Annotated in this window: 15 protein-coding genes; 12 read left to right on the forward strand and 3 right to left on the reverse strand. The window is 60.6% G+C overall.

The features are described 5' to 3' along the window. Positions 1-143: 143 nt before the first annotated feature. From ACP7EG_RS02365 to ACP7EG_RS02390, 6 genes are all read left to right on the forward strand, one after another. A complete protein-coding gene (locus ACP7EG_RS02365; protein WP_219133695.1) occupies positions 144-1,304 on the forward strand; it encodes an ATP phosphoribosyltransferase regulatory subunit in 1,161 nt (386 codons plus the stop codon). A gap of 3 nt (positions 1,305-1,307) precedes the next feature. Beyond that, positions 1,308-2,621, forward strand: a complete 1,314-nt coding sequence (locus tag ACP7EG_RS02370; protein WP_426086266.1) for an adenylosuccinate synthase — start codon at positions 1,308-1,310, stop codon at positions 2,619-2,621. A gap of 66 nt (positions 2,622-2,687) precedes the next feature. Then, complete coding sequence (locus ACP7EG_RS02375; RefSeq protein WP_034752020.1) at positions 2,688-3,233, forward strand: phosphoribosyltransferase; 546 nt, start codon at positions 2,688-2,690, stop codon at positions 3,231-3,233. A gap of 67 nt (positions 3,234-3,300) precedes the next feature. Continuing rightward, positions 3,301-3,810 carry a GNAT family N-acetyltransferase gene (locus ACP7EG_RS02380; protein ID WP_426086267.1) on the forward strand — a complete coding sequence of 170 codons (510 nt, stop codon included), beginning with the start codon at positions 3,301-3,303 and terminating at the stop codon, positions 3,808-3,810. After that, positions 3,807-4,733, forward strand: a complete 927-nt coding sequence (locus ACP7EG_RS02385; protein WP_426086268.1) for a WD40 repeat domain-containing protein — start codon at positions 3,807-3,809, stop codon at positions 4,731-4,733. The genes ACP7EG_RS02380 and ACP7EG_RS02385 overlap by 4 nt, the downstream gene beginning before the upstream one ends. Beyond that, on the forward strand, positions 4,730-5,035 hold the full coding sequence (locus tag ACP7EG_RS02390; protein WP_034789018.1) for an NIPSNAP family protein: 306 nt from the start codon (positions 4,730-4,732) through the stop codon (positions 5,033-5,035). The genes ACP7EG_RS02385 and ACP7EG_RS02390 overlap by 4 nt, the downstream gene beginning before the upstream one ends. Positions 5,036-5,064: 29 nt before the next feature. On the opposite strand, the gene ACP7EG_RS02395 is transcribed toward ACP7EG_RS02390, so the two are convergent. Continuing rightward, the gene (locus ACP7EG_RS02395; RefSeq protein ID WP_426086269.1) at positions 5,065-5,814 is read right to left on the reverse strand and encodes a hypothetical protein; all 750 of its coding nucleotides are present in this window, start codon (positions 5,812-5,814) and stop codon (positions 5,065-5,067) included. Positions 5,815-5,930: 116 nt separating this feature from the next. Beyond that, complete coding sequence (locus tag ACP7EG_RS02400) at positions 5,931-6,992, reverse strand: AI-2E family transporter (protein ID WP_426086270.1); 1,062 nt, start codon at positions 6,990-6,992, stop codon at positions 5,931-5,933. A 294-nt stretch (positions 6,993-7,286) separates the two neighbouring features. Here ACP7EG_RS02400 and ACP7EG_RS02405 point away from each other — a divergent pair, with 294 nt between their 5' ends. From ACP7EG_RS02405 to ACP7EG_RS02420, 4 genes are all read left to right on the forward strand, one after another. Beyond that, positions 7,287-9,605: a TerB N-terminal domain-containing protein gene (locus ACP7EG_RS02405; protein ID WP_426086271.1), complete on the forward strand. Its 2,319-nt coding sequence runs from the start codon at positions 7,287-7,289 to the stop codon at positions 9,603-9,605. Then, positions 9,602-10,903, forward strand: coding sequence for an ATP-binding protein (locus tag ACP7EG_RS02410; RefSeq protein WP_426086272.1), 1,302 nt, complete (start codon positions 9,602-9,604; stop codon positions 10,901-10,903). Before ACP7EG_RS02405 ends, ACP7EG_RS02410 begins: the two co-directional genes overlap by 4 nt. A 5-nt stretch (positions 10,904-10,908) precedes the next feature. Further along, positions 10,909-13,101, forward strand: coding sequence for a DEAD/DEAH box helicase (locus ACP7EG_RS02415; RefSeq protein ID WP_426086273.1), 2,193 nt, complete (start codon positions 10,909-10,911; stop codon positions 13,099-13,101). A gap of 98 nt (positions 13,102-13,199) precedes the next feature. Continuing rightward, a complete protein-coding gene (locus ACP7EG_RS02420) occupies positions 13,200-13,826 on the forward strand; it encodes a flavin reductase family protein (protein ID WP_426086274.1) in 627 nt (208 codons plus the stop codon). An 11-nt stretch (positions 13,827-13,837) separates the two neighbouring features. Here the strand turns inward: ACP7EG_RS02420 and ACP7EG_RS02425 are convergent, their stop codons facing one another. Continuing rightward, positions 13,838-14,680 (reverse strand): FadR/GntR family transcriptional regulator, encoded by an 843-nt coding sequence (locus tag ACP7EG_RS02425; protein WP_426086275.1) that lies wholly within the window; start codon positions 14,678-14,680, stop codon positions 13,838-13,840. A gap of 158 nt (positions 14,681-14,838) precedes the next feature. Here ACP7EG_RS02425 and ACP7EG_RS02430 point away from each other — a divergent pair, with 158 nt between their 5' ends. Together ACP7EG_RS02430 and ltnD are read left to right on the forward strand one after the other, a co-directional pair. After that, entirely contained in the window at positions 14,839-16,167 is a 1,329-nt protein-coding gene (locus ACP7EG_RS02430) for an MFS transporter (protein WP_071076292.1), read from the forward strand. Between the two features lie 11 nt (positions 16,168-16,178). Beyond that, positions 16,179-17,078 carry an L-threonate dehydrogenase gene (gene ltnD, locus ACP7EG_RS02435; protein WP_426086276.1) on the forward strand — a complete coding sequence of 300 codons (900 nt, stop codon included), beginning with the start codon at positions 16,179-16,181 and terminating at the stop codon, positions 17,076-17,078. The last annotated feature ends 14 nt before the right edge of the window (positions 17,079-17,092 follow it).

Raw genomic sequence — 17,092 nt, forward strand, 5'->3', positions numbered from 1 at the left:
GGCTGTGTGGCAGCTATTCGGAGAACTTGTCCCTAAAGGCCCGTGTTTTCGCGTAAAATATCAGGTTCGGCCTCTTGCCTGGCGCGCTCGCCGCTGCCTCGCATGATGCATTTTTTCAACTTTCTTCCGTATCTCGCTCCCTCATGCCGAATTGGCTTTTGCCCGAAAATATTGCCGATGTTCTGCCGTCGGAAGCGCGCAAGATCGAAGAGCTGCGCCGCCTCATGCTGGATAATTTCCGTTTGTACGGATATGAACTGGTGATGCCGCCGCTGCTCGAGTATCTGGAATCGCTGATGACCGGCGCTGGCAAGGATACCGACCTGCGCACCTTTAAACTGGTCGATCAGCTGTCGGGCCGCATGCTCGGCCTGCGTGCCGACATGACGACGCAAGTGGCGCGCATCGACGCGCACCTGCTGAACCGTGCCACCGTGACCCGCCTGTGCTACGCCGGCAGCGTGCTGCATACCCGTCCGTCGGGTCTGCATGCCACCCGCGAACCGCTGCAGATCGGCGCCGAAATCTATGGCCATGCCGGCCTGGAAGCGGATGCCGAGATCCAGGAACTGGCGCTCGCTTCGCTGGCACTGGCCGGTTTCGACTCTGTCCGCCTGGATTTGTCGCACGTCGGCCTGTTGCGCGCTATCATTGCGCAAGACGCCGCTGCCGTGCGCGACGAGGCTGCGCTGTACACCTTGCTGCGCGCGAAGGATGCGCCGGGCCTGCGTGCGCTGACTGCCGCCTACGATCCCGTCACGCGCGATGCTTTGCTGGCCTTGCCGAACCTGTACGGCGACATCGACGTGCTGGCGCGTGCGCGCGCAGTGCTGCCGCCGCTGCCGGGCGTGCTGAAGGCGCTGGCCGAGCTGGCCGCGCTGGCCGGTTCCGCTTTAGGCCGCGCCGAAGTGGCGATCGACCTGGCCGACCTGCGCGGCTACCAATATGAAAGCGGCGCGATGTTTGCGCTGTATGTACCTGGCTTGCCGAACGCGGTTGCGCGCGGCGGCCGTTATGACCACGTCGGCGAAGCGTTCGGCCGGGCACGTCCCGCGACCGGCTTCTCGCTCGATTTGCGCGAACTGGCGCGCCTGTTGCCGACCGCGGAACGGAAGCATTCGATCCGCGCGCCGTGGGGCAGCGCGCCAGAATTGAAGGAAAAAATCGCCGAGTTGCGCAAGGCGGGCGAGGTCGTGATCCAGAGTATGCCGGGTCACAGTAATGAACAAGACGAGTTCGAGTGCGATCGCGTGCTGGTACTTGCCGATAATGGTAGTAGCTGGATTCTTAAAAACTTAGGTTGAGTGATGTCAAAGAAAATTATGGCAAAGAACGTCGTTGTCATCGGCACCCAATGGGGCGATGAGGGTAAAGGCAAGATCGTCGATTGGTTGACCGATCACGCCCAAGGTGTGGTGCGCTTCCAGGGCGGCCACAATGCAGGCCACACGCTGGTCATCGGCGGCGTGAAAACCGCGCTGCAACTGATCCCTTCGGGCATCATGCGTCCAGGCGTCGCCTGTTACATCGGTAACGGCGTGGTCGTTTCCGTGCCGGACGTGCTGCGCGAAATCGACAAGCTCGAAGCTGTCGGCGTCGAAGTCGCCTCGCGCCTGAAAGTGTCGGACGCGGCGCCCGTGATCCTGCCGTACCACACCGCGATCGACCTGGCGCGTGAAGTCAAGCGTGGCGATGCGAAGATTGGTACCACCGGCAAGGGCATCGGCCCGGCCTATGAAGACAAAGTAGCGCGCCGCGCGATCCGTATCGCCGACCTGCTGAACGAGAAGCGCTTCGCTGAAAAGCTGGCCGAAAACCTCGATTACCACAACTTCGTGCTGGAAAACTACCTGAAAGCACCGAAAGTCGATTATCAGAAGACCCTCGACGACGCGCTGGCCTATGTGCCGCGTCTGCGTCCGATGGTCACCGACGTGTCGAGCGCGCTGTACAAGGCGCACAAGGCCGGCGCGAACCTGCTGTTCGAAGGCGCGCAGGGTTCCCTGCTCGACGTCGACCACGGCACCTATCCGTTCGTCACCTCGTCGAACTGCGTGGCCGGCAATGCCGCTGCCGGTTCGGGCGTAGGCCCAGGCATGCTGCACTACATCATGGGCATCACCAAGGCTTACACGACGCGCGTCGGTTCCGGTCCGTTCCCTTCGGAACTGCCAACGGATGCAGGCGTCGGCCACCACCTGGCGCAAGTCGGCCATGAATTCGGCACCGTGACGGGCCGTGCCCGCCGCTGCGGCTGGTTCGACGCCGCCTTGCTGCGCCGTTCCGTGCAGATCAACGGTGTGACGGGCATGTGCCTGACCAAACTGGACGTATTGGACGGTATCGCAACGCTGAAACTGTGCACCGGCTACACCATCGACGGCGTGGCCACGGACATCTTCCCATCGGGCGCTGAAGAAGCCGCACGTTGCGTACCGGTGTACGAAGAGATGCCAGGCTGGACGGAAAGCACGGTCGGCGCGAAATCGCTGGCGGCCTTGCCAGCGACGGCGCGCGCTTACATCAAGCGCATCGAAGAACTGGTCGGCGTACCGGTGGACATGGTTTCGACCGGTCCCGATCGTGAAGAAACGATCGTGCTGCGCCACCCATTCGAGTAAGCTGCTGGACACAATCCGCCGCAAGGCGGATTTTTTTAATCACGCTAATAATAAGATTTCACTATCATGACTACCCCACAATCGAACGATCAACATCTCTGGGTCAACTGGGAAGAGTACCACCGCCTGATCGAGCGCCTGGCGCTCAAGGTCTACGAATCGGGCTGGAAATTTGACCAGGTACTGTGCCTGGCGCGCGGCGGCGTGCGTCCTGGCGACGTATTCTCGCGCATTTTTGATTTGCCGCTGGCCATCCTGTCGACCAGCTCCTACCGTGAAGACGCAGGCACCGTGCGCGGCGACCTCGATATCGCCAAGTACATGACCATGACCAAGGGCCCGCTGGCCGGCCGCATCCTGCTGGTCGACGACCTGGCCGATTCGGGCGTCACGCTGGACAAGGTCACGCGTCACCTGAAGGAAAACTTCCCTGACGTGACCGAAGTCAAATCGGCCGTGATCTGGCTGAAAGGCTGCTCCGTCGTGCGTCCAGACTACTTCCTCGACGAACTGCCGCACAACCCGTGGATCCATCAGCCGTTCGAAGACTATGACGGCCTGCGTCCGCACCAACTGGCGGCGTGGATCAAGAAGGGCGAAGCAGGCAAGTAATTGCGTGCGCTCTTGCAAAAAAAAGACGATCATGTATCGTCTTTTTTTTCGTCTGAAGGAGTCTGGCATGACCATTTTGCACACGGCGCGGCTGCGCCTCGAACCCGTCACCGAGAAGCATTACGATGCCATGCACGCCATGAACTCGGATACCGAAGTGATGACCTACCTGAATGCGGGCCAGCCGGAGACGGAAGAGCACACGCGCGGCGCCGTTGCCCGCATCATGGGGCGCTGGGTCGAATGGGGTTATTCGTGGTGGGCCTTGATGCGTACCGAAGATGAGGTGCTGGTGGGGCTGGCCTGCCTGCAGCATATCGGCGGCGACAAGGCCAAGCCGCATGAAATCGGCTGGCGCCTGGCGCGCTCTGGCTGGGGCAAGGGCTATGCCAGCGAAGCGGCGCAAGCCATCGTCGCGCATGCCTTCGACGTCGTCGGCGCGCCCGAAGTGGTGGCCGTGGCGCACCCGGACAATGCCGCCTCGATCAAGGTCATGACGCGCCTGGGTATGCAATACGTGGGCATGGAACGCCACTACGACCTCGACAGCGTGGTGTACCGCCTGGCGCGCCCATGACGGCAACGCAGAAACCCCTGAAGCTGGGCTGCAGCTACGGCGTACGGTTTTCGCCCGATGGCACGCGCCTGGCCGTGCTGGGCCGCGACCTGGTCCTGTGGGACGTGGCGGCGCGAACCAAGCTGTGGCGCGGAAAATTCATCGCGCACATGTCGGGCATGGCCTTCTCGCCCGATGGCAGCCGGCTGGCCATCAAGAGCACGACGGGCCAGCTGGCCGTGGTGGATGCGCAGGTGGGTCAGTTGCTGCTGAACTTCCAGAACAAGAAGGATGGCGAAGGCTGCGGTCCCGCATGGTCGCCGTGCGGGCAGTATCTGGCCGATGGCGGCTGGGATGGCCGTCTGCGGATGCGCGCGGCGCAAACGGGCGAGACGCTCTTTACGCAGGAGCATCCGGGCGAGATGCTGCGGGGAGTCTACACCATCGATGGCGGGCGGCGTTTGCTGCTCCAGCATGGCGTCAAATCGGTGGACGAGGGGCAGGTGCAGCCGCCCGATTACTGCAGCGTGTGGGACTGGCCCCTGCAGGCGGGAGGAGGGCGGGTGGTGCTGTCGCTGCCAGGCATGATGTCGTGCGCGCCGTCACCGGACGGGGAGTCTCTGGCCGTGCTGCACCACGCGGGCGGCACGCAGTATCTGTCCGTGTACGCGCTGGCCGACGGTCGCTGTCTGGCCAAGGTGCCCGTGGAGGCGGGCGGCGGCACGGGCAACGCCTTGCGCTGGCTGCCCGACGGCAGCGCGCTGGGACGCATCGGCAAGGGCAAGCTGCTGTTTTATGGCTGGCCCGGGCTCGGCGTGCTGGCGCAGGAAGATTTTATATATCCCTGCGCACTGGACTTCTTGCCTGCTTCGCCACTGGCCGCCATCGGCTCCTGGGAAGCTGGCATGTTGATGGAGTTGAACCTTCACAAGGAAACCGCATGATCACCTGTTATTTGCGCTACATCATCGACCCGTATAAATTGCGGGAATTCGAAGCCTACGGCAAGCTGTGGATACCGCTGGTCGAACGTTTCGGCGGCCAGCACCATGGCTATTTTTTACCGTCCGAAGGCGCCAGCAACGTCGCCCTGGCCATGTTCTCTTTTCCCAGCCTGGCCCTGTATGAACAGTACCGCAGCGACTCCATGCAAGACGCCGAGTGCCAGGCCGCCTTCCGCTACGCGGAGGAGACGCGCTGCATCGTCAGCTATGAGCGCAGTTTTTTCCGCCCCGTGTTCGGCTGAAACGGCGCCTTGCCCGCTATCGACCGCTATTAAAACCGGATGGGACACGGCGCCGCAGTCCCTTCGCCAAAACCGGCGTAGCCGGAGCGCGCGCTAAGGTTGAGCGTCATGTTGCCTTTGTCCGGCAAATAGATGCAGTATTCACCGGTCGCCGTGATGACGCGGTAGATGCGCTTGGGATCGTTTGGTGCGCTCCACAGTTCGATACGCGCCGCTTCGAACCACTTCGGCTTGACCGCCGCATGCGCTTCCGCGAAGCCTTTCGCCAGGCGCGTGTGCGCCGTCTCGGGCGGCGCCACGAACTCCTGCGGATGCTCTGCGCGCAGCTGGCGGTCGATGGCGCCGGCTGCCTGCAGCGCCTGTTGCGCCAGGGTGAGGGGGGTGGCCTTGGGTGCGGCAGGCACCGGTTCTGCCGGCAGGGCATCGTCTTGCGGCTGGTCCTGCACCGGTGCCGTCGCCTCCTTCGGTGGCGACACGCTTGCCGCGCTCGATGGAAGGGCTGGCGGACGCGCCGGCGCCGGATTGGGCTTGGCGGGTGGAATGAACCTTTTCATTGGCGGCAGTGGCGGCATCAGCTGTAGCCAGACCCGGTCATCGTGCTCGATCCCTGTGTGTGCGGGCCGCGTGGCCGCCCAGAACAGCGCCAGGTGCAGCAGAATAATCGCGGCGATGTACCGGCCATGGGCACGCTGGCCGAGAGAGAAATCATGTTCCTGTGGTGCCAGGTTGATGCGCATCAGTGTCACGCTTACGGTGATGAAGGTGGCATTAGTATGCAAATTTGCAACAGCGCTGTAAACAGGTTTCGGGCAGAGCGCGGATTGTGCTCCCCAGGGTACTGTAAAACGCGCCTGCGCGAGGATCTTGTCAAGCCGTCATGTCAGGCCGTCACGCCTCAATCCTCGGCCTGGAATTCGCTGGCCGAGACGAACAGATCCCACGAAGCGATGAACAGGGCCGCCACCACGGGGCCGATGACGAAGCCGTTCAGGCCGAACAGGGCCATGCCGCCCACGGTCGACAGCAGCACCACGTAGTCGGGCATCTTGGTGTCCTTGCCCACCAGGATGGGACGCAGCACGTTGTCCACCAGGCCGATGACGAAGACGCCGAAGGCGGCCAGGCCTGCACCTTGCCAGATGGCGCCCGTGGCCAGGAAGTAGACGGCCACGGGCGCCCAGACGAGGGCGGCGCCGACGGCCGGCAGCAGTGACAGGAAAGCCATCAGCACGGCCCACAGCAGGGGGGCTGGCACGTCGAGGAACCAGAATGCCAGGCCGCCGAGGGCACCCTGGGCGATCGCCACGAGGATGTTGCCCTTCACGGTGGCGCGGATCACCGTCGTGAAATTGGTAAACAGGCGCTGCTTGTACTTGCGGCTCAGCGGCACGGCGCCCTTGATGCGGGCCGACAGGGTGGAGCCATCGCGCATGAGGAAAAACAGCAGGTACAGCATGATGCACAGGCTGGTGAGGAATTCGAAGGTGTACAGGCCCACATTGATGGCTTTCACCGCCACCACCTGGCTCACCTGTGTGGCGCCCTCGGCCAGCTTGTCCTGCAGGCTGGCCAAGCTGCTCAGGTGGAAGCGCTCGAGCAAGTTGATCGACCATTGCGGCAGTACCGCCATGATTTTATTGAAGAACATGCCGACCGTGATTTCGCCCGAACGTACCATCTCCACGACGCTGGCCGCCTGGTTCACCAGCGACACGGAAATGAGCGACAGCGGCAGGATGACGATGACGACGATGAGCAGCAAGGTCAGCAGCGACGCCAGGCCGGCGCGGCCCCTGGTTTTCCGCAGCAGCCAGCGGTACACGGGCGCGAACAGGATCGCCAGGACGACGCCCCAGAAGATGGCCCCCGCATACGGCGCCAGTATCGTGCCGAAGCCGATGGTGACGATGCTCAAGAGGAGCAAGAATACTTTCTGGTGCAGCGTGAGGGTATGCATGGGCGGTAGCGCAATGATAAGGGTTGAGTTGCCTCATCATAAGCGAGGCCGCGTGCCGCGTGCCATACAATTGTGGCGCTGCGTGCTTGTATAACCAGCGGGCAGTGGATGTGACGTTGCAAAAAAATCCGCAAGGCAAGATAAGCATTCGCTGATGCAAACATTTCTATACAATAAAGCATCTTACTTTCATTGAATTACCTTTAATTTACCTGTATTCATGGCCGAAAGAAGAATGTGGCGTGGAAGAAAAGACTCCGGTTTTTGTTAGAGTGTGTCTCATTATGGCGCTGGATGTTTTTCATTGGATTGCTGGCATTAGCCGCTTACCATTTGATGAGCCCAGCTTTGCTGCTGTCGTTGATTGCCGGTGCGCTGTATGTGGGGTGCCGCTATCTCGCGCGCAACTCGAAATTGCGGCGCTCTGCGCAGCCTGAGTTGCTATCCAGTTCAGTGCAGCTCCCGACAGAGGCGCCAGTTTCATCGATCGCATCTTTGCCCACGGCGAGCATCGTAAGTGATTTTGTGCCGCCAGCAACAACATGTCAGGAAAAAACAAGCGAGGTTCTATTGGGTGATCCATCTGGCTACCGCATTCCCCCGCCGCTGCCCTTGCATACCCCTGTCGCTCAATGGATAGGGCGTCATGAAAGTGTGGAGATTGGCGGCCTGGTGATTTCTGGTGGGATGATTTATGTTGGGCAAAGCTTGCCAGGAAATAACGGTAAGGATGATCCCGCCCTGATCGATCCTCGCAAGAGCGTCGATTTCGCGAGCGACTATGCGACTTCCGTGAATTTCTACTGGTCGAGTTATGCGGATGTCTTGCCTCAGCAGCGTGGTGCTTATTTGCGTTGGCTTGCCGATGGGCGTAGTAGTCCAGACGCCGATATCGCTTATGTATTCGCCTTCTTTTATGGACTGGAACGGCGAGTATTGATCGATGCGGAAAATCACCGTGCCATTCACGCGGAAATACCGCAGATTATCAAGGAGCTCACACGGCTGCATAAACATTATGGCGGTACGTCCGGATTGTTTTCGCGTCATTGCATGTCTCTTTTACAAGTTCTGCAATTGGCAAGCAGCCCTGAGCGGTTATATCTGCAGCCTATACCGGATCTGCCGCCTGAAGATGGCATGCCCCTGCATTTGCAGGTGGCGCTCGGGCAAGCATGTCGTGACAAGATGTTACTGACCGTAGATCTGGCCTGGGCGTGGATACGTTACGATCCGGCGCTGATATTGCGCACGGCGGCAAGCCGCTGTCCTGCAGAATTTGAAAGCTTGTTTCGCCTGATGTATAGGCGGCTGCATGGCGATGGTATCGCGCTTGTTTCGACGTCGCACAAGCTGTGCCTGCCGTATTCGCCCGCGTCCCCTGGATTGCAGGACGGCGCTGGCAGGAAGCTAGTGTTAGGCGATATTTCCGACCTTACCGTCGCCAGTGCTCCGCGACAAACGCTGCAAAAGCTGATCGATGCCTGTTCGGCGGAACTGGACGCTTATAGTCGTTTCATCGAGCATCGTCCAGACCGGCGAGCAACGCTGGATGCCTGGGTATTATTGCCATATTCAATATGGCCCGAGACGGCGAAGCAAGCGCTTTGTTACGTGATTGCGAGTGTGGGCGAGACGGTGTTGGTGATCTCTATCAATGAACTGGCACGGCATTTCGGTGAATCAGACGGGATCGGCAAAGACAGTTTGCGTGCTTTGACTGCGGCATTGCTGGCGCAGCAGATTGCCATGGAGCCGGACATCCTGTGCATGACGGGCAACGCAGCTTTGCCCGAACGGGTGGCGCTCTACCGCGCAGCGGCGTCCGAAGAAGCGGGCGAGGCGACGTTTTACGAGACTGCCTTGCTGAGTCTGGAGTTGCTGATTGCCATGGCGCAGTCGGAAGGCGTGTATTCCGACCATAAATGGCCACTTTGCCAGGCACAGATCGCCGCCTGGAGCCACTTGACGCCCCACCAGCAGCGCCGCCTGATGGCGCGCCTTATTCTGCTGCAACCGGTCGCGCTGAGTTCCTTCAAACGTCGTATTGCGGCCCTCTCTCCGGCCGCGCGGAATGCCTGTGCTGACTGCATCATCACGATGGTGGGAGCACCGGCGACACGCCAGGAAATCGCCGTGCTGGAAAGGGTCTGCACACTGTTGGGCGTTGAGCATGAAAAAATGTACAGTCAAGTACATGCAGCCGCGACAGCACATCCGCCAGCAAACGGTTCAAGTGTGTCGCCAGGCGGCTTTGTGCTGGATCTCGCACGCATTGCGGCATTACAAAAAGACAGTCAACAGGTGGCAACACTATTGGGCGATATCTTTCAGGACGAAGCGACTTCTGAAGTCGCGCTGCCGCCGCTCGACAGTCCTGGCGGATTACCTGGGCTGGACTCCATGCATGCCGCGTTTTCCCGCCACCTGCTGTCGCGCGCTTCGTGGCAGCGCTCGGAGCTGGAATTCATCGCCCACGATGCAGGCGTCATGCTTGATGGGGCCCTGGAGCGGCTCAACGAAGCGTGCTTCGACGCGTTCGACATGCCCTGCACCGAAGGCGACGATCCCATCGACATCAATCCCGACATTCTTGAAAGACTTGCTCAATGAACGCTTCAGCCATTCGTCCCAAAGACCGCGACGCGGTGATCCAGTCCTTGCGCGCGGGCGTGGTGCCACGTGCTGGCCAACACCTGATCCAGGTTGGCCGCAAACCAGAGATCGAGACGCTGGTGGCAGATCTTGAGCGTATCGCCGACGGTGGTTCGACGATACGCTTTATCATCGGTGAATACGGCGCTGGCAAGACTTTCTTTCTTAACCTGATACGTTCTGTAGCGATGGAGAAAAAACTAGTGACCGCCAACGCCGACCTGAATCCCGACCGGCGCCTGCATGCGACCGGTGGCCAGGCACGCTCGTTGTACGCGGAATTGATGCGTAATCTGTCGACCCGCACCAAGCCTGATGGTGGCGCCATGGCAGGCATCGTCGAACGGTTCATTGCCAACGCCAAAACCGAGGCGCTGGCGCAAGGTGCCAGCACCGAGGAAGTGATACGGCAAAAGCTTGAACATTTGACGGAGATGGTCAACGGTTTTGATTTTGCTGATGTGATCGCGGCATATTGTCGTGGGTTCGAGGCCGGTGACGAGGTATTGAAATCCGATGCGATTCGCTGGCTGCGCGGTGAATTCAATACCAAGACTGAAGCGCGCCAGGCATTGGGTGTGCGTTCCATTGTGGACGATGCCTCTTTTTACGATCAGTTGAAGCTGTTCGCCCGCTTCGTGCGACTGGCTGGTTACGCCGGCTTTGTCGTCTGTCTTGATGAACTGGTCAATTTGTACAAGCTGGCCAATACGCCGGCGCGCAACGCCAACTATGAGCAGATACTGCGTATCCTGAACGACACCTTGCAAGGCACGGCGGTAGGACTTGGATTCATTTTGGGCGGTACGCCGGAATTTCTTCTCGATACGCGGCGCGGCCTGTTCAGCTATCCGGCCCTGCAAAGCCGGCTGGCGGAAAATACCTTTGCCGTTGCCGGCCTGGTCGATTACAGCGGCCCCGTGCTGAGGCTGGCGAGCTTGCGTCCCGAAGACTTTTATGTGCTGCTGGACAAGCTGCGTCACGTGCACGCACATGGCATCGCTGAGAAATATCTGCTGCCCGATGAAGCGTTACCGGCTTTTATGGAGCATTGCGCGCGGCGCCTCGGCGACAGTTACTTTCGCACGCCGCGCACGACCATCACAGCCTTTGTCAACTTGCTGGCAGTGCTGGAGCAAAATCCTGGCGTTTCATGGCGGCAATTGTTAGGTGCCGTTGAGGTCGTGCCTGATATGGCCGGTGTGTCTGATAGCGAGGTCGAGGCTGACGACGAGCTCGCGTCGTTCAAGCTCTGATACCTATGACTGGCCAGCTTTCGTCGTCGTTTTTCCTGCTCGACGAGCGCATCCAGCGCTGGATCTGGGCGGAGAACTGGAGCGAGTTGCGCGATGTGCAAGAGCGCTCGATTGCTGCGATCAGCGGTGGTGGAAGCGATGTCATCATTGCTGCCGCCACTGCCGCAGGCAAGACTGAAGCGGCTTTTTTTCCTGTGCTGAGCAATATGCTGAAGGCTGGCGAAGAGCATGGGCTGTGCCTGTATATCAGCCCGCTCAAGGCATTAATCAACGATCAGTTCGGCAGGCTGGAGCGCTTGTGCGCGACGCTGGAAATACCCGTCTGGCCATGGCACGGCGATATTTCATCGTCGTCAAAGACACGGTTTTTCAAACAGCCGTCTGGAGTGGTGCTGATCACACCCGAGTCACTGGAGGCCATGCTGTGCAATCGCGGTTTCCAGATGCCGCGCATCGCTGCACGCCTGCGTTACATCGTGGTCGATGAACTGCATGCTTTTATCGGTACGGAACGGGGCAAGCAATTGCAAGCGCTGATGCTGCGTATCGAGCAGGCGGCGGGGCGTACGGTGCCGCGCATAGGCTTGTCTGCAACGTTGGGTGATCTGCGGCTGGGAGCAGATTTTTTGCGTCCGCATAGCGGTGCAGCGGTCGATATCATCGAATCGCAAGCGGACCGTGGCACGTTAAACATACTTATCAAGGGCTATCTCGACGTGGCGCCACCGCCGGACGAAGATGCGGATAGTGAATCCGCCTCCGAACTGTCGATTGTGCAAGACCTGTTCGCAAAGCTGCGAGGATCCAATAACCTGATCTTTCCGAATAGCCGAGGCAAAGTCGAACAATACACATATGCGTTGCGCCGGCTATGTGAGGTCGCCAAGGCACCGAATGAGTTCTGGCCCCACCATGGCAGCCTGTCGCGTGAAATTCGCGAGGAAACAGAGGCTGCCTTGAAAAACAAGGAAGGTTGCGCCACTGCCATCTGTACCAATACCCTCGAGCTGGGTATTGACATTGGCGCTGTCAAGAGCGTGGCGCAGATCGGCTCGCCGCCATCGGTGGCCAGCATGCGCCAGCGCATGGGGCGCTCCGGGCGGCGTGCGGGGGAATCTGCCATTTTGCGCGGTTATGTTACCGAACGTGAATTGCATGTCGAATCCGAGTTGATGGACCAATTAAGGGAAGGAACGCTGGAATTTGGCGCGATGGTCAGCTTGATGCTGGACGGCTGGATCGAGCCGCCAAGAACGCATGGCTTGCATTTTTCGACCCTCATTCAGCAGTTGTTGTCGCTGATTGCCCAGCACGGTGGCATCCAGGCAGCCGATGCCTATCGTATCCTTTGCGCCAGAGGCCCATTTGCGAGTACCGAAAAAAATGACTTTGCCGAGTTGTTGCGCCACATGGGGAAAATAGAGCTATTACAGCAGGAGGCATCAGGCCTGCTATTGCATGGTTCCAAGGGAGAACGCCTGGTTAATCACTACACTTTTTATGCGGCGTTCGCCACGGAGGATGAGTTCCGTATCGTCAATGCAAGCCGGGTACTTGGTTCCCTGCCCGTATCGAGTTCGGTCAGCGTGGGCGACTACATACTTTTTGCGGGCAGGACCTGGGTGGTGGAAGATATAGACGACGATAGCAAGACTATTCTTGTTGGTAAAACAAATACAGGTCGTGCGCCCTTGTTCAATGGCAGTGGCGGATATGTCCATACCAAGGTCAGAGAACGCATGCGCGAACTGTACCAGTCAGGCTTGCCGCCATCCTTTATGGATGAGGGCGCGAAAAAGCTCATGTTGGAAGGTTGTCAAACGTTTCAACGTTGCGGATTGGCGCGTAAGCCGCTGTTGACGATCGGTGGCTGTGTTTTTCTTTTTACGTGGCTGGGAGACCATGCCAATGAGGCGATTGCTTTGGTGCTGAAATCGCAGGGATTGGCAGCGACAGCGCAAGGCCCTGCCGTCAAGGTCGACGATGCAAGCGAACAGCGCGTGGCTGGTTGCTTGCTGGCCTTCGCCAGCGAGGCACCGCCCGCTATTGAGATCTTGCTGCACAAGGAACATAATTTGCGGCGCGCGAAATGGGATTGGGCGCTGCCAGAGCGCTTGCTGAAGATGTCGTTTGCCAGCCTGCATCTCGACATCGCCCAAGCTCATGAATGGGCTGTCAAACATGTCCTTGAGCTTTGATGGGGCAGGGTGGCTGGTCGGAAACAATTCCAGTAAGCTGTCGTTCCAGGCATTCCATCCCCGGGTGCCTTTGATTTCTTTTGACTTCAGGAGCGCGCGTGCTTGACCCCATTCACTTTTATGAACCTGCGCAGGGCCACGGCCTGCCGCACGATCCCTTCAACGCCATCGTGGGACCGCGTCCGATCGGCTGGATCGCCACGCGCAGCAGCGCAGGCGTGCTCAATCTGGCGCCCTACAGTTTTTTCAATGCGTTCAATTACACGCCGCCGCTGATCGGTTTTTCCAGCATCGGCCGCAAGGATACTTTGCGCAATATCGAGCAGACGGGCGAATTCGTGTGGAACCTGGCGACGCGTCCGCTGGCCGAGGCGATGAACACCAGCTGCGCGCCGGCGCCACCCGAGGTCGACGAATTCGCGCTGGCCGGCCTGACGCCGGCTGCCGCGCGTCTTGTCAAGGTGCCGCGCGTGGCCGAAAGTCCCGTGTCCTTCGAATGCCGGCGCACGCAGATCATCGAGCTGCAAGGATTGAATGGGGACGGCGTCGGCAGCTGGCTGGTGCTGGGGGAAGTGGTGGGCGTGCATATCGCGCGCCATCTGCTCGTGGACGGTGTGTACGACACGGCCGCAGCTGCTCCTATCTTGCGTGGCGGTGGCCCGGCCGATTATTTTGAAATCGCTCCGGACAGCTTGTTCCAGATGCGCCGGCCAAGCTATCCCTGAACGGAAGCAGGCTATTTCTGCATGATGGGATCGCGCCCCAGGGTACGCGCCAGCGCGCCGCCGTCGCCGCGCCAGAATTCGCGGTCGGCCAGGCGCACGCGTTCGGCCGCATGCTGCATGTGTTCCATGGCCGCCTGGCGCGCCCGCTGCGGGTCGCCATCGGCGATCGCCAGCACGATCTTTTCATGTTCGCGCCGCACTTCGATGGAAAAGTCCGTGCGCCGCGCTTCATTCGCGCGCGTCACCTTGACGGCAGAGCGGATCGGGTCGGCGAACATGGCGACGAATTTTGGCCAATAGGGGTTGCCCGTCGCCTCGGCGATGCACAGGTGCAGGCGCACGTCTTCTTCCACGCCGTCGACACCGGCCGCCACGGCTTCCTCGATGCGCCTTAGCGCTTGTTCGATATCGGCCAGTTGGCCCGGCGTGCGCCGCACGGCCGCCAGCGCGGCGATTTCAGCCTCCAGGCCCTGCCGCACCTCGATCAGGTTCAGCAGCGATTGCACGGATTGCTCCGTCAGCGCGTCGCCCCGTTCGCCCGTCTTCGCGCCATCCTGCGTGCACACGAAGGTGCCGCTGCCCTTGCGCGTGGCGACGATGCCGTCCGCCTGCAGCAGGGCGATGGCTTCGCGCAGCACCGTGCGGCTCACGCCGAAGTGGCTGGCCATGGCTTGCTCCGATGGCAAACGCGTGCCGCCGGCCAGGCCATCGTGGTGGATCTGCTGGCGCAGCCGGGCCGCCACGCGGGCACCCAGGGTGCCGGTGGTGAAACTGCCCGCGGCGGGCTCCGGTGCGGGAAGGGTAAAGCTGAACGTGCGGTCCATCGGGTGCATCCTTGCGCTAACGGTTCTCATGGGGCTTGCCTGCTTGCCATTATATGGAATATACAGCTTGACACACACAAAACACACACATAATATACATCCATACAAATTTTAGACAAGTTGCCAGCCACCTCCGGTGGACCATAAAAACCCGGCACGGTCGATCCCCCAGCGATCAGGAGACAAGTATGGAAGTATCACAAGCATTGCCCGGGCAGCCGGCCGGCGCCGCCGCAAGCCAGAAAACCATCGACGACGCCGTCTACCGCAAGGTGACCTGGCGCATCATTCCCTTCCTCATGCTGTGCTACATCGTCGCTTATCTCGACCGTGTGAACGTGGGCTTCGCCAAGCTGCAAATGCTGGCCGACCTGCAGTTTTCCGAAACCGTGTACGGTCTGGGCGCGGGTGTGTTCTTCCTTGGCTACTTCCTGTTCGAAGTGCCCAGCAACGTGATGCTGCACAAGATCGGCGCGCGCGTGTGGATCGCCCGCATCATGATTACCTGGGCCATCATCTCGGGCGCCTTCATGTTCGTCACCACGCCGACCCAGTTCTACGTCATGCGCTTCCTGCTTGGCATCGCCGAGGCGGGCTTCTTTCCGGGCATTATCCTGTATCTGACCTACTGGTATCCATCCGAGCGCCGCGCGCGCATGGTGTGCACCTTCATGGCCGCCATTCCCGTGGCGGGCCTGATTGGCGGCCCGCTGTCGGGCTGGATCATGGAAACCTTCGCCGGCTGGCACGGCTATGCGGGCTGGCAGTGGATGTTCGTGCTTGAAGCGATTCCCGCCGCGCTGATGGGCGTGGCCGTGCTGCTGTATCTGGATAACAGCATCCGCGCCGCGAAGTGGCTGACGGAAGACGAAAAAGTCATCCTCGAGCAGCGTATCGCCACGGAAGCGCAGGGCAAGGTATCGCACCCGTCGATCCGCGCCATGTTCGCCGATCCGCGCATCTGGGTCATGGCCCTGATTTATTTCTGCTGCGTGATGGGCCAGTATTCGCTGACCTTCTGGCTGCCCAGCCTGATCAAGGCGGCCGGCGTGACGGGCGTGCTCAATATCGGCCTGTTCACCGCGATTCCGTATTCGGTAGCTGTGGCGTCCATGATCCTGCTGGGCCGCAGCTCGGACAAGTACCGCGAACGCCGTTGGCACATGGCCATCCCGCTGGTGGTGGGCGCTGCCGCCATCGTCTGCAGCGCGCTGGCCGGCGCCCACAACACGGGCTGGGCCATCTTCTTCCTGACGATCGCCGCCGGTGGCATCCTGGCTGCCTCGCCCATGTTCTGGAGCTTGCCGACGGCCTTCCTCGGTGGCGTCTCGGCCGCTGCCGGCATCGCCGCCATCAATTCGGTGGGAAACCTGGCCGGTTTCGCGGCGCCGTACATGATCGGCTCCATCAAGGACTTGACCCAGTCGACCGATATTGCCATCTACCTGCTGGCCGGCATCCTCGTGTTTGGCGCCTTCATCATCATGCGTGTGCCGGCCAAGCTCGTAAATAAATAATGGAGTAAACAATGACTGCAACAATCGAAAAAGTGGGCGTGATCGGCCTGGGCGCCATGGGCATGGGCATCGCCCAATCGCTGCTGCGCGCCGGTTTTGAAGTGCATGCCTGCGATGTGCGGCCCGAGACCGTGCAAAAGCTGGTGAAGCTGGGCGCCAGGGCTGCCGCGTCGCCTGCCGCGCTGGCGGCGCAGGTGCAGGCGCTGCTGATCGTCGTCGTCAATGCGCAGCAGACGGAAGCCGTACTGTTTGGAGAGCAGGGCGCGGCCAGCGCCCTGACACCGGGCAGCGTGGTCATCGCCTGTGCCACCGTGGCGCCGGAGTTTGCCGAAGCGCTCGGCGCGCGCCTGGCGACCATGGGATTGCGCTTCATCGACGCGCCCATTTCAGGCGGCGCGGCCAAGGCGGCTGCCGGCGAAATGTCGGTGATGGCGGCCGGCACGCCCGATGCGTTTGACGTCTGCGCCGGCGTTTTCGATGCCATCTGCGCCAAACTGTACCGTCTGGGCGAGCAGCCGGGGCAAGGCTCGAAGGTCAAGATGATCAACCAGCTGCTGGCCGGCGTGCACATCGCCGCCGCCGCCGAAGCGATGGCGCTGGGCCTGCGTGCCGGCTGCGATCCGGATGCCCTGTACGAAGTCATTTCGAACAGCGCCGGCAGTTCCTGGATGTTTCAGAACCGCGTGCCGCACATCCTGAAGGGCGACTACACGCCGCTGTCGGCCGTGAATATTTTTGTGAAAGACCTGGGCATCGTGCTCGACTACGCGAAAAAAAGCGTTTTTCCATTACCGCTGTCGGCCACGGCGCACCAGATGTTCATGCAGGCGTCGGCCGCCGGTTTTGGCGGCGAGGACGACTCCGCCGTCATCAAGCTTTTCCCTGGAATTACATTGCCAGCGAAAGCGTAACTGAATCAAGAAGG

The organism is Janthinobacterium sp. PSPC1-1, assembly GCF_049897625.1.
GTDB lineage: Bacteria > Pseudomonadota > Gammaproteobacteria > Burkholderiales > Burkholderiaceae_D > Janthinobacterium > Janthinobacterium tructae.

Excerpts from the sequence above, each read along its gene's own strand:
- ACP7EG_RS02365 (WP_219133695.1), top strand. The coding sequence starts at position 144 with ATGCCGAATTGGCTTTTGCCCGAAAATATTGCCGATGTTCTGCCGTCG.
- ACP7EG_RS02370 (WP_426086266.1), top strand. The coding sequence starts at position 1,308 with ATGTCAAAGAAAATTATGGCAAAGAACGTCGTTGTCATCGGCACCCAA.
- ACP7EG_RS02375 (WP_034752020.1), top strand. The coding sequence starts at position 2,688 with ATGACTACCCCACAATCGAACGATCAACATCTCTGGGTCAACTGGGAA.
- ACP7EG_RS02380 (WP_426086267.1), top strand. The coding sequence starts at position 3,301 with ATGACCATTTTGCACACGGCGCGGCTGCGCCTCGAACCCGTCACCGAG.
- ACP7EG_RS02385 (WP_426086268.1), top strand. The coding sequence starts at position 3,807 with ATGACGGCAACGCAGAAACCCCTGAAGCTGGGCTGCAGCTACGGCGTA.
- ACP7EG_RS02390 (WP_034789018.1), top strand. The coding sequence starts at position 4,730 with ATGATCACCTGTTATTTGCGCTACATCATCGACCCGTATAAATTGCGG.
- ACP7EG_RS02400 (WP_426086270.1), bottom strand. The coding sequence starts at position 6,992 with ATGCATACCCTCACGCTGCACCAGAAAGTATTCTTGCTCCTCTTGAGC.
- ACP7EG_RS02405 (WP_426086271.1), top strand. The coding sequence starts at position 7,287 with ATGTTTTTCATTGGATTGCTGGCATTAGCCGCTTACCATTTGATGAGC.
- ACP7EG_RS02410 (WP_426086272.1), top strand. The coding sequence starts at position 9,602 with ATGAACGCTTCAGCCATTCGTCCCAAAGACCGCGACGCGGTGATCCAG.
- ACP7EG_RS02415 (WP_426086273.1), top strand. The coding sequence starts at position 10,909 with ATGACTGGCCAGCTTTCGTCGTCGTTTTTCCTGCTCGACGAGCGCATC.
- ACP7EG_RS02425 (WP_426086275.1), bottom strand. The coding sequence starts at position 14,680 with ATGAGAACCGTTAGCGCAAGGATGCACCCGATGGACCGCACGTTCAGC.
- ACP7EG_RS02430 (WP_071076292.1), top strand. The coding sequence starts at position 14,839 with ATGGAAGTATCACAAGCATTGCCCGGGCAGCCGGCCGGCGCCGCCGCA.
- ltnD (WP_426086276.1), top strand. The coding sequence starts at position 16,179 with ATGACTGCAACAATCGAAAAAGTGGGCGTGATCGGCCTGGGCGCCATG.